At 55.5% G+C, this 12277-nt stretch carries 8 protein-coding genes and 1 pseudogene; 1 reads left to right on the top strand and 8 read right to left on the bottom strand.

Annotated elements, in window-relative coordinates:
• Positions 1-4: 4 nt before the first annotated feature.
• Positions 5-397 carry a DUF2846 domain-containing protein gene (locus CRN80_RS07560; protein ID WP_169913177.1) on the bottom strand — a complete coding sequence of 131 codons (393 nt, stop codon included), beginning with the start codon at positions 395-397 and terminating at the stop codon, positions 5-7.
• A gap of 500 nt (positions 398-897) precedes the next feature.
• Between CRN80_RS07560 and CRN80_RS07565 the strand changes: the two genes are divergently transcribed.
• On the top strand, positions 898-1155 hold the full coding sequence (locus tag CRN80_RS07565; RefSeq protein ID WP_005783616.1) for a hypothetical protein: 258 nt from the start codon (positions 898-900) through the stop codon (positions 1153-1155).
• A 106-nt stretch (positions 1156-1261) separates the two neighbouring features.
• Here the strand turns inward: CRN80_RS07565 and CRN80_RS07570 are convergent, their stop codons facing one another.
• From CRN80_RS07570 to CRN80_RS07600, 7 genes and pseudogenes are all read right to left on the bottom strand, one after another.
• Entirely contained in the window at positions 1262-1711 is a 450-nt protein-coding gene (locus CRN80_RS07570) for a hypothetical protein (RefSeq protein WP_169918256.1), read from the bottom strand.
• Positions 1712-1799: 88 nt separating this feature from the next.
• Complete coding sequence (locus CRN80_RS07575; RefSeq protein WP_098949884.1) at positions 1800-2231, bottom strand: hypothetical protein; 432 nt, start codon at positions 2229-2231, stop codon at positions 1800-1802.
• A 102-nt stretch (positions 2232-2333) separates the two neighbouring features.
• Positions 2334-2807 carry a competence protein ComJ gene (gene comJ, locus CRN80_RS07580; protein WP_098949885.1) on the bottom strand — a complete coding sequence of 158 codons (474 nt, stop codon included), beginning with the start codon at positions 2805-2807 and terminating at the stop codon, positions 2334-2336.
• A gap of 348 nt (positions 2808-3155) precedes the next feature.
• The gene (locus CRN80_RS07585) at positions 3156-3821 is read right to left on the bottom strand and encodes a hypothetical protein (protein ID WP_032894215.1); all 666 of its coding nucleotides are present in this window, start codon (positions 3819-3821) and stop codon (positions 3156-3158) included.
• Between the two features lie 155 nt (positions 3822-3976).
• On the bottom strand, positions 3977-4378 hold the full coding sequence (locus CRN80_RS31190; protein WP_156995558.1) for a hypothetical protein: 402 nt from the start codon (positions 4376-4378) through the stop codon (positions 3977-3979).
• Positions 4353-4553, bottom strand: a complete 201-nt coding sequence (locus CRN80_RS07590) for a hypothetical protein (protein WP_084570995.1) — start codon at positions 4551-4553, stop codon at positions 4353-4355. The genes CRN80_RS31190 and CRN80_RS07590 overlap by 26 nt, the downstream gene beginning before the upstream one ends.
• A 436-nt stretch (positions 4554-4989) precedes the next feature.
• Positions 4990-12258 (bottom strand): annotated as a pseudogene (locus tag CRN80_RS07600) (filamentous hemagglutinin N-terminal domain-containing protein).
• Positions 12259-12277 lie beyond the last annotated feature (19 nt).

Consider the following 12277-nt stretch of genomic DNA (forward strand, 5'->3'; position numbering starts at 1 on the left):
CAACTCATTTGCTTTCTTTGGCAATGGTGCCCAAGGACGCATCCTTGACCAGATAACGGCCTTCGACTTCGCTCAGCGCTTTGAGGCTGTTACGCGCCACGGCGAAGCCCATTTCGACTTCCTGCTTGAGGTAAACCACCTCGCCCGCCTTTACATCAATCGGCATATCCGCCCAGTTTTCAGCCTTGGAGCTGATCACGTGCTTGCCCGGCGTCACGAAAAAATAGATGTACTGGTTACCACGGTTGTAACCCATCTCCGAGTCGGCTTCCTTGTCATCCAGGAACACGTTGAACCGCACCAACATCCCTACGTTGCTCGGGCGCACGACGTACACCAGGCCTTTATCAGCCACGGCAGCCTTGGGCAGCGAATAGTTCGCCACGTCAGCCTGCATCTTCTCCACCGACGGCGTAGAGGAACAGCCAAACAGCGTGGCAAGGGACAGAACAACAGCGGCTTTGCAGAACAACTTGATCATGTATTTCTTCCTTGTGGGTAACGGTGGAGCGGTTTTGAGAGTGCCGATGATGGCGCGATCTCATTTTTTGATGCGTTGGTCATCGCCGTTGTGTCGGCAATGAGTGGCATGGCGCGAGGCATTGTGCCATTGCTGTGATGCCTTGCGCGGATTTGGGTCAGGGGCTTATAGTCCGGCCGTCGCCCAACAGGGCGATCGGATTTGGCGATCCGTTGACCGTATGCGAAAGCTTTCTGCTTGCTTGCAGGGGCTTCCGTACCCGCATTGCTGCTTTATGGCAGCTGTGCGCGGGAGACCTTCGGGTCTGCCGGAACTCGGTCCCGGTTCGCCAACCTGCGTACAGCTGTCACCCATTCGTTTGGCGACGACAAGTGACAGCCTCACTTACTGACCGAGGTTGTACCATGAATAGATACATGCCCCTAACCGGCCACGACTGCACCGTCCCAGCCCTGATCATCGACACCCAGGCACCTCTCGACGTCCTTCACGACGCCGCCGTGCACCGCATTCGGGCCGTCACCCAACTGCTGGAAAACCTGGCCTTCCGCGAACAACTCAGCAGCGATGCCGTAGTACTTTCAGACTTCGCCCACTTGCTGGCCATTCCGCTGCGTGATGGGTGTGATTTGCTGGATGTCATCAGTCGCAGGCTTAATGCCGATCCGTCCTGAGTGAAAACCGGGCGGCCTTTGTGTCGCCCGCTTTGGCCTCGTGCGGGGAGGGTAAAGGCTAAATAAACCTGCCCTTTCGCACTGCTCCGCCTTGATGACCAAGCGTTTACAAAGAACCTTCACAATTCTTTTTGTTAAATTCAAATCGGCCAATTTCTTTTACATTTTTGCTACCAAAAACATAAACGTAAGTACCGCCCAGCGAAAAAATGGATTGTTTTTCAAAATTTTTGGGATCACAAAAAATATTTACAACTGCTGATTTGGTAGCTTCCAAGTTAAAACTAGAAACATCAGAATCATAATTCAATAAAGAATAATAAACCGTTATAGTATGACTATTAGTCGCCTCCATACGAACAAGCTCTGTATTTTTGTCAACCTTCCAATTACGCGCGTGCGTCCTCGCGGTGACGATTATCAAGTCACTAAGGAAGGTTGGTTTGCTAGGCTCAGGCGTTTCTTCTGTTGCTTGTTTTATCAAGACCGCCGCTATACCAACAAACAACAATGCAAAACCCCAACGCCAAAATCCCTTTTTTGTTTCATCAGTCATTATGTATGGCTCCCTTCAACCATTGATTGGTTTTTATGCGATCTCGAATCAAAATAAATCTATGCCCTTTTCTTATCTTTGCACCAGCTCAACTTTTCCCTTTGATATGATTTCGCCACGGGACGAGCAGTCCTTCCAGCAAGATTCGATCAATAACACCATCATCAATGGCGCCAACATAAGTTGTATCCAGTTGAAATTCAAAAGAAATATTTTGTTTTTCAGATAACTTTTTTACAGTGCAGATTATTTCTTCTACTTCATCTAGATTTTTCGAATCCATATCAACGGAGAGTATGCTTGGTTGCAGCGCTGAATAAATCTCCAACATTCCACCCACTACTTCCGCGCCCCCTTCGTCTATCGCGTCAATAAAGGTTGGCGGGGCAATGCTCCATTTTCTTGACGCGGCGAACTCATTCACAAGCTGCTGCACATGAGATCTAATAGACTGATCTAAGTCCTGAGCCACGTAGAAAATCAATTTTTGCTTCTCATGTTCTAGCGGTACGGAATGCACTATTCAGCTCCTTTTTTGAACAAAAGGGGGACAGATTTATTTAATAAGCTTTATTACCGCTATCTCGAATTAAAATAAATCCGCCCCCATTTCTCCGAAATTTTATTTCGCAGGAACCGCATCGATATCAAACTCACCTTGCTCGTCAATTTCGGCGTCAGCTCTCAACACCTCAAAATCGCAGCCCCCTAAATTCAAATGGACATTTATTTCATACACTCCACTTGAGGAGGGTCTTATAAATGCGACCTGAAGAGAATAATCTCCTTCAGGCAGTTCTAGAGGAACCGTACTCGAAATACTACCAACCTCAATATTTCTATCTATCACCGAGAAGGGAACTTTAAAGGCCCGAACCACGTCTGCGCTTATAGCGGGCACTTGTTCGTTAATGAAAAGGCTAATTATATGGTACCCTTCGTCAACCAAAGCTCTAAAAGAGACACTCCCTAACCTCCACGCAAATCCTTGCGCATAACCACGAACACTCCAATCATTGTACGGCTGATCAAGCGAACTCAAAAACACGCAAAATTGCGAATAAGACAAATATATAATTTCTCTAAACCTAGCCATTAGTTCACCACCTTAATTCCGACCTTCTCACCATCGCGAATGAAAAGGGGACAGTTCTATTTAATAACTGGCATTTAGGGAGAAGATCAGCAATTGTGCGATTATGTTGCATGTTCTTGCGCTATTTCTGGCTATCCCGCTGAGGGACGGGTGTGATCTGCTGGATATTACTGGACGAAAATTAAACGCGAAGATCTAAAGCAGAATCTGGGCAGTTAACTCATAACTGCCCGACCGACTTACAAGAAACCATTTTGTTAAAGAACTACCAAAACAGAACCTTTACACCAACTCAACCAAGCCTAATCAAAACTGTAATATATCAACCAATTTGACCAGACAAAAAAATCAAACCACTAAGCTCTTTAGTCGATCACCCGCACTGAGTAGTTCGTCGGCAGAAAGCGGAGTATAACTAATTACAATCAAAACCCCCTCTTCAAACTCACACACTTCTTCTACATAACCATTCAACAAATCGACAAGTTCACGCGACCCTTTTCCAAAGGCGCGAAAACACAATTCCTTATCGAAATAATTCGCCGCATTTATACGAAAAACGCCATCCCTACCGTTAACGTCTTTTTTCGTAGCATCACAAGCTTCCAACACTAAAGGCCAATCGCTCCTCGTAACATTCCAATCATGTAAAGCTGAGCGATAGGAGCCAAACGCCTTTATATAAACAGGAAAAACAATCTTCAACAAATATAAATAGTCGACTTTGGAGTCTTTAAATTCAATAAATAGCGTATCATCAAACTGCGCATCATCTTGGAGATACTTCTGATCTCGCAGAGCATATGAAATTCGACCTTTAACGCCGACTGGAAGTAGCTTATCCAATGACACCGAGGTCACCAACTCGCTTCCAATAGGGGGGACGTCAAAGGCATCGTTCAAATTCCACGGAACGCCCAAATCGCCTATAGCTCTCAAAAAATCTTTATGCCTCTCTTCGATAGACTCTGAAACACTAGGTCTATGTCGAAATTCGAGTTTATATGTGGTCATCACCGTGCCACCCTTACAGAAATATTTCTGATATTTGGCTCATTAAGTATATCTATTGAACAAAAGGGGACAGATTTATTTAATAGGGCTTTACCGCCATCTCGAATTAAAATAAATTTGCCCCCCTTTACTCTTTTATTACATTCTTATTATTTCTATGCACTCAAGACGAACGAACTCACATCACCAAAATTCAAAAACTCTTGAAAACAAGAAGTAACGACACCTATATCTCTAGTTATGAAACTCGCCGGGTAATAGTCGCCCAAAATCTCAACTGAACTTGTCCCCATCGACGTATTATTAAGAGTACGCACGACGTGCTCACCATCTTTAAGGTATTGATTTAGCATCAAAAGATAATTTCCAGAATCAGCGTAAAGATTGATTTCATACGGTCCATATTCAGGCGTCGGTGAAATAGACAACGAAGCGACACCGTCAAATTTTCTATACTTGCTTATAATGGACTTCACATCTTCCAGGGACGGTTGGCGAACAAGAGGGATTTGCAATCTACCGTGTTCAGGATTAAGTGTATACCCTCCAATTATCATCTATTTTCTCCTTAATGGACTTCATGCCTGTCTCCCAGTAATAGTTTCTCGGAAGTCCCGTTTTATCATCTATAGCTTTCACGGTGAGCGATTTCAACTCAGCTTTTTCTGCGGCAGCAGCAATGTCACCTTTGCAGAAACCGCATACATCTTTTCCTGCGACCGTCATGGACATGTCCGCCCCCGCAGTTTTACCAGAGCTATAACAAAAGGAGACAGATTTATTTAATAGGCCTTCCAACTCCAGCCTAAATAAATTCGCCCTTTTTCTTTATATATCACCCTAAAACAAATAGCAACTTTCTAAGTTATTAGTTTCATACTTCCATGACACTATCCTACTTTCCGGAGACACAAGCACCGAATAGCGACAATTCCTAATCCAGGTTATGTAGTAGCGCGTCCCGCTGCTTTCTTTTACTACCCTATCGAACGTTTTTTCTTTGTTAGCGGGGGACCAAAATGGCTCAGTACATGTATGGGGCGTGCGCGAGCAAATGCTGTATACGTGAGATTCAAACGTGGTACCTACCCATCCATCTTTACTGGATACCCACGCAGACCGTGACGGCGCGCAACCCGCAATCAGAAATACAACTACCATTATTACGCTAATTTTGCTCACGCTTTCTCTCCGATTCTATTTGTGGCCGATACTTGTCATATAAAGCACCGTAATTAGTCATTAGAGCTGGAGGCATACTGCCCAAATTTTCAAACAATGACATTGGCGCGGCTTTATAAGCTTCAAGGTCAATCATCCATCCATCATGCAGCGTGGCAAACGCATTAAACCCAGGTATTTGATTGAGCATATTGCTGATGGGGGTCCCATGGCATACCGCATAGAAGCTTTCACACTCAATGGCTTTATTTAAACCAATATTCTTCCCTTCTCGCATCACATCGTCTGTGTACTGCCTCGGAACGAAACCGTCGGCTCCAGCCTCATATGCTGGCCCTGTGTCCCTATCGACTCCTGGCCGGACATCAGGCCCGCGACCAGCAGAGAACTCATAGACCTCCGTCATCGCTCCGGTACCCGCAATCGTCAGCCACGACTTTTTATCTGAACCGCTCAGCACACCTTTCAACGTAGTATTCGCTGTATAGGCCTTGACTCGCTCAGCGTAGCTCACCGTTTTGTAGTTACCGTCGGAAGTCAACTCACGTCCCCAGCCATTGGTAAATGCCGCACCAAAACCTGCAATTGCCGCTCCCGTTGCATAGCCTTTCAATGCATCAGCACTGGTTACATCTTCCAATACCTTCCCAAGGTTGCCCTTGTTATTGATTGTGCTGGCAGCTGCAGTGCCGGCCATTGAAGAAAGCGCGGTTGTGACCATGACGTTGCCCCAACCTGCTGCGGCCACGCCCGTCGCTGTGCCCGCCGTCACCATCGCCGAACTACCAGCCGCCGCCATGGCTGTACCGGAGCCCGCACTGGCGCCCGCCGCTGCGCCTAGTGGACCGCTTGCTGCGCCTGCCGTCAGTGCCGTCACGACGATAATGATAGCCAGCATCGCGCCCTGCCCGAGGCCCGAGTGGCTGTACTTGAAGGAATCGTGGACCTCCTGAACCTGACGCCAATCAACATCACCACGCTTCTCGGCGTCCTTCAACCAAGCCAACTGCGGGTCCGCTTGGACCATTACATCAATGGTTTGAGCAACAGTTTTTTGATCGATATGGTTGAGGTCCACCTTCAGGCCATTGACAGCTTGGATCGCGAACTTGCCCTGTGCAACAACCTGAGTCTGGCGGAGAGTTTCATCAGTGCTTCCTCGCCCGGAAGAACTCGTCCAGGCCAAATCGTTCTTGCTTTTGGTGTGACTTTCTTGGTGCAGGTCTTTTACCGCCTCGAATGTCACCGATCCACCACTCAGGATGTTGACATCCTTGCCGCTGCTTATATTGGCGCGCTGGTATAACTGGTCGCTGCCGCTTATCAAGCCTATGTCGCCACCGGCTGTGATTTGAGTACCAACGTGCGTAACCTACGTCACCTCATCACGACGGGTCTGTTTATTGCCCCAACCACTGTTCTTTTTCATGTCATAGAGGGTGTAGGCGCTATTTTGCCCAGCCAACAGACCCAGCCGACGGTCGCTGTACAGGTACGCCTCATTTCCGGCGCTGATTTTGCTCGCCACCAGTGTCGTGTCACGCCCGGCCTGACTGGTGAAGTCCCTGCCTGCCGTCAATACACTAGCCTCCTGCGTTACCTGCTCGTCCGACGTTTTGATGCGTTTCTTCCCGTCCTTTTCTCTGCCCTCAACCTTATGCGTCTCCCCAACGGACGCAACGTTGAAATCGCGAGCAGTCTGGATGTTGATGTCCTTACCCGCCGTGGCATTGCTGCCAATGATGTTGACGTCTTGCCCGGCCTGCATGTTGAGGTTGCCGCCCGCCGTGACGCTGGCGGCGAGGTTTTTGACGTCGGTGGTGATGGTGGATTTCTCGCCGCCGTCGCGGCTCTCGTGTTTGACGCTGGTGTCGCTGGCGGCGATGAGGTTCAGGTCGCGGCCGGCGGTGAGATTGGCGTCGTTACCAGCGGTAAGGGCGCCGCGGTTGTTGAGGTCGCGGCCAGCGTCGATGGCGAGGTTTTCGCGGGCGACGATGGTGCCGGCGCTGGTGTCGGTGAGGGTGCGCATGCCGGCGCCGTCACGCACCTGGATGGCGGTGGTCTCGTTGGTGATGTCGCCTTTGAGGGCCGTAAGGCTGACTTGCTTGCCGCGGATTTCGCCGGCCATGGCGTTGCGGATGCTGTCCTGGGCCAGCAGGTTGAGGTTGTTGCCGGCTTCGACCAGGCCGCCGGTGTAGATACTGCCGCTGCTGATGGCGGAGAGGTTGTTGCTGGCGCGCAGGGTGCCGACGTTGATCAGGTCGCCGCCGGTGACCAGGTTGAGGTCGCGGCCTTGGATGAGGCTGTTGCCGCGCACGTTGCGCGAGTCGGCCTGGGCCAGGTATAGCACCGGTACGAGGACGGTCTGGCCGTCGATGACGCGGTTTTCCATCCACACGATGTCGTGGGTCAGGGCGCCGACTTGCTGGTCGGTGAGGGCCACGCCCAGGCTCAGGCGCAGGGCGTCTTTGCTGGCGAGGCCGTTGTCCATCAGGTAGCGGAACTGGTCGGCGTCGCTGTACAGGCCGCCGGCGAGGAAGCGTTGGCCGGTTTGCGCGAGGACGGCGTCGCGGATCAGGCGGGTTTCGTACTGGCCGTCACCGAGGCGGCGCCAGGCGTTGTCGGCGGTGAAACCGAGTTTGCCGAGCATGTAGTCGGAGCTGAAGAAGCCCGACACCGAGGTGAACTCGGGGTTGGTCTCGATCAGGTAGTGGCTGGTAGGGTCGGCGTTTTTGACGAACAGGCCGTACTCGCCCTTGGGCAGTTGGAAGGTGGGCGAGGTGGTGGGGTCGACCGGGGCGAAGGCGGTGCCGGTGTAGTCCACGGGCACGAAGCCGCCGCCAGGGGCCACGCCTACCACGGGCAATACGCTGCCGGGCGCCTGGGCGCTCGGGTCGTTGGCGTGTTTGCTCAGGTTGATGTTGATGCCGCCAACGGGGATGCCGGTCTGGTCGTCGCCGAGGGTGCCGGTCAACTGCGCCAGGGTGTTGTTGTGCAGCGTGCCGTTTTGCAGGGTGCGGGCGACGTTGAGGTTGACCGTGCCGCCCGCTTGCAGGGTGGCGTCGTAGCCGGGGCCGCTGTTGTTGGTCCAGGTGGTGACGTCACTTGCGTAGGCGAACGGCAGGCTATTGGGTGAGCGGCTTTTGAGTTCTTCGAAGCGCGCCTTGTCGAAATTCCCAGCCGCCGTGGCCGCATTGAACGCGGGCACGTCGACATATTGCATGCGTTCAAACAAATCGTCGGAGACGTGACCTGGCGTGCCGATGACAAGCTTGCGCTGGCCCGTGCGGGTGGCGGCGCCCTGGTTGAGCAGGTCACCGGCGGTGATGCTCAGGTCGCCATTGGCGGCCATCAGGCTGTAGCGGTTCTGCACCGTGTCGCCTTGCAGCAGCATGTTTTTGCCTGCCACCAGGCGTGCCGCTGCCGAGTCCTTGGTCGCTGCCTCAAGGTACGTTTCGTAGATGGTGATCTCGCCGCGTTCCCAGTTGTCGCTCTCGCCGCAGTGCTGGCCACAGATCCAACTCAAGCTGCCGGTGGTCAGCGTTTGCCCAAGTTCGAATGCGTCTTTGGCGTTTTCGATAAAGCCTGCATTGATGCCGATCGAGCCTTCACTTTCCACGGTGCCGGAGCGGTTGCTGAACAGCACGGCACGCCCGCCATCGCGAGCGGCGAAGCTCAGGTTGCCTTTGCTGTAGACATCGCCATAGCTGTTGCTGAAACCATTGCTGCGCAAGGTCATGTCGCCGCCGCTGAACAGCAGAGTGTCGGCGGCATTGGTGATGCCGTTGACTGCGGTGAGGTTCACTGCACCCTGGGCACCGAGGGTGCCACGGTTGTTGATTTGCGCGGCGGCGATGTCCAGTTGTTGGCGGGCGGTGAGGAAACCGAGGTTGTCCAGGGTGCCGCCCAGGGTCAGGCGCGCATTGGTTGCGGCCAGGCGGCCGCCGTTCTGGCTGAGGTTGTTGGCGGCGACGGTGAGTGTTTGCAGGGCCGAGACGCGGCCGCTGTTGGTGATATCGCCGGTGGTGATGCTGATGTCACCGTCGCTGAGCAGTTCGCCGCCGTTGTCCAGGCTGGCCACGTTGAGGACCAAGCCCTTGGCGCTGGCCATGCGGTCGCCGGCCTTGAAGGCCAGCCCTTGGTCGCTCTTGTAGGTGAGCACGTCGTTGAGTTGCACACGGCCCAGGCCGTCGACCTTGCCGAATGCCCAGTCGGCGCTGCCCATGCCCTGGATATTGCCCTGGCTGCCTGCGAGGCTGGCGGTGTTGAGGTGGAACAGGCCGGTGCCGGCGTGTTGCAGCATCCCGTTCTGGTTGTTGAAGCTGGCCGCGTCAAGGCTGAAGGCCTGGCTGCCGAATTCGAGGGTGCCGTTCTGGTTGTTCAACGCACCGCTGAGGTTGACGCGGCTGCTGGCACCGCCCAGGGCACGCAGTTGGCCGTTGGCGCTGTTATCCAGGTTGCCGCCGGTGAGGGTCAGGCCCTGGTTGGCTTCGATCAGCCCGCCTTGGTTGGTGAGCGTATCGCGTGAGGTCAGGTTGAGCTGGTTGCCGCTGATCTGGCCGCCCGCGCTGTTGTCGAGGCTGGCGCCGCTGACGGTCACTTGTTCTTTGCCGAACAGCTTGCCGCCACGGTTGGCCAGGGCTTCTACGGTCAGTTGCAGGTTGCCGACCAGGCTGGCCATCAGGCCGCCGCTGGCGTTGTCGACGCTGTTGGCGGTGACGCTCAGGCTGTCGCCCTGCACGGTGCCGCCCTGGTTATCCAGGCGGGTGGTGTTCAGTTCGGTGAGGGCGCCGCCGCTGAGGATCAGGCCCTTGCGGTTGCTCACATCCTGGCCGCTGTAGCTCAGGCCTTCGGCGCCGGCCAGCAGTTGGCCGTTGTCGTTGTTCAGGTGCTGGGCGGCGATGTCCAGGCGCTTGCCGCGCAGGGTGCCGCCGTCGTTGTTGAGGGTGGTGAGTTGCTTGACCAGCACGCTGCGTTCGCCTGCGTCGATCTGGCCGCCGACGTTGGTGAGCAGGTCGCTGACCTTGAGCACCACGTCGCCGCCATCACTGACCAGCGCGCCTTTGTTGCTGTTGGTGAGGGTTTGCGCGGTGACGTCGACGGTCTGGCCCAGCAGGATGCCAGCGCTGTTGTCCAAGCGCTCGCCTTGCAATTGCAGCAGGCCCTCGCTCTGGATACGGCCCTGGGCGTTGAGCAACTGGCCCGGGCCTTTGAGCAGTAGGCTTACGCCCTGGGCGCCACCGGCCAGCAGGCCGGCGTTGCGGTTGTCGAGGCCCGAGGCGCGTACGTCGAGGTGGTCGCCCAACACGCGCCCGGCGCGGTTGTCGATATCGCCGCCAGCCACGTCGAGCAGCAGTTGCTTGCCAACGATGGTGCCGCCCTGGTTATCCAGGTTGGCGGCGTGCAGTTCGATATCGCCCTGCCCGGCCTGCAAGCGGCCCTGGGCGTTGTTGAGCTGTTGTGCGGCGGTGAGGGTGAGCTTGCCGGTGTCGGCGCTCAGTACGCCGCCTGCGTTGCTGCTGAGGGTGCCGGCAGTGACGTTCAGATCGGTGCTGGCCTGGGCGAAACCCTGATTGTTGTTGAAGGTGTTGGTTACGGCGAGGTTGAGTGCGCCACCGTCGGCCTGGATCAGGCCCTTGAGGCTGTTGTCGAGGTTGCTGGCATTGACGGTGGCGGTCTTGGCCACCATTACGCCGTTCTGGTTGTTCAGGTTGCCGGCGTTGACGGTCAGGTCGTTGGCGATGACTTGCCCGCCGCTGTTGTTCAGGTCGGCACTGGTGAGCACCAGGCTGCCACCGGCCATTTCGATACGGCCCTGGCGGTTGTCCAGGGAGGCGCTGTTAAGCGTGGCGGCCTGGCCTTCGCCGAAGCGGATCAAGCCGCCGAGGTTGACGATGGCCGGCGAGTTGATCGCCAGGCTCTGCTCGCCAAACAGGCGAGCGCTGGCGCCCTGGTTGGTGAGTTTGGCGCTGCTGACCTCGACGGTCTTGGCCTGGATGATCGCGCCCTGGTTGGTCAGCGCTTGCGCGGCAGTGATCGCCAGGGCGCGGCTGGCCAACAGGTTGCCGCTGGTGGTGACGGTTTGCGCGTTCACCACCAGGTCGCCCGTGGTGTTGCGGCTGTTATCGGCGGCGACGCCGGCTTCGATGATGCCGGGGTTGTTCACGCTGGCCGCGTTGATCTCGATGCGCTGGCCGGCGGCGATGCTCTTGCGGTTGACCAAAGCCTGGGCGCTGGTGACCTGCACATTGCCGTTGGCGTAGACCTTGTCGGTGAGGTCGACGTTTTGCGCGGTGACCTTGACGTTACCGGTGGCCGCCGTTTGCGCCATGCTCAGGCGCCCGTTGGCGTCGAGCTGAATATCGCCGCCACTGGCGGCCAGGGTGCCGTCGAGCTTCACGCCCACACCGGCTTCGGTGCCCACCAGCTTGATTGCGCCGGCATACATGCCGCCCAGGGCCGAGGAGTCAATTGCCAGCTCGGGCTTGGCGCTGCCGTCATCGGCGCGGGCGGTGGTTTTCAGGCTTTGCGCATCGACGTCGTTGCGCCCGGCGATCACGTTGAGTTCGCGGGCGTTGATTTGTGCGTTGATCTTTGCCGAGCGGGTGATGATGTCGAAGCGTTCGACGTTGCTGGCGTTCAAGCCTTCGCCGTCGATGGTCACGGCGCCGCCATCCACTTCATAGCGCTGCAACTGACCGCTGGCGTCGAGTACCGGTTTGCCGGTGGTGAGGGTGACGTTGGGGGTGTTGATAAAGCCGCAACCGCTGCACGTCACGCCGTACGGGTTGGCCACGATGACCTTGGCCGACTGCCCAGCCACTTCGGTGTAGCCGCGCAACTGGCTGGGGCTGCCGCCGTTGACTTCGTTGAGGATGACGTTCGCCGCGCCGCCCTTGAGGTTGGGGTTGCCGACAATGATCCCGCCCAGCTGGGTGTTGACCATGGCGCCGTTGCCATTGTTGAGGATCACACCGTTGGGGCCGACGTTGTAGTCCTTGAACTGGTTATGGGACAGGCCCGCGCCATTGGGGGTGGCGATGTTGACCACCGGCACGCCATTGCCCGCCGCGCCCACGGTGGTGCCCGGCGCACTGACCACAATGCCCTCGGCCTGGGCCAGCAGCGGCTGCCAGAACAATGCGTTGGCGAGGATCAACGCCAGCCCGCGCTTGGGCAGGCCGAAGAACGCGTCCCGGCGCTTCAGGGCGGCAGAAGGTTGGCGGGCCAGGAAGGCGAATTGGCGAACATCCATTGTCAGGCTCTCATGCAGC

The organism is Pseudomonas sp. FDAARGOS_380 (assembly GCF_002591235.1).
In the GTDB taxonomy this organism is placed as follows: Bacteria; Pseudomonadota; Gammaproteobacteria; order Pseudomonadales; family Pseudomonadaceae; genus Aquipseudomonas; species Aquipseudomonas salmasensis.

Coding starts and splice junctions, on each gene's coding strand:
- CRN80_RS07560 (WP_169913177.1), bottom strand. CDS start 397: ATGCAGGCTGACGTGGCGAACTATTCGCTGCCCAAGGCTGCCGTGGCT.
- CRN80_RS07565 (WP_005783616.1), top strand. CDS start 898: ATGCCCCTAACCGGCCACGACTGCACCGTCCCAGCCCTGATCATCGAC.
- CRN80_RS07570 (WP_169918256.1), bottom strand. CDS start 1,711: ATGACTGATGAAACAAAAAAGGGATTTTGGCGTTGGGGTTTTGCATTG.
- comJ (WP_098949885.1), bottom strand. CDS start 2,807: ATGGCTAGGTTTAGAGAAATTATATATTTGTCTTATTCGCAATTTTGC.
- CRN80_RS07585 (WP_032894215.1), bottom strand. CDS start 3,821: ATGACCACATATAAACTCGAATTTCGACATAGACCTAGTGTTTCAGAG.
- CRN80_RS31190 (WP_156995558.1), bottom strand. CDS start 4,378: ATGATAATTGGAGGGTATACACTTAATCCTGAACACGGTAGATTGCAA.
- CRN80_RS07590 (WP_084570995.1), bottom strand. CDS start 4,553: ATGTCCATGACGGTCGCAGGAAAAGATGTATGCGGTTTCTGCAAAGGT.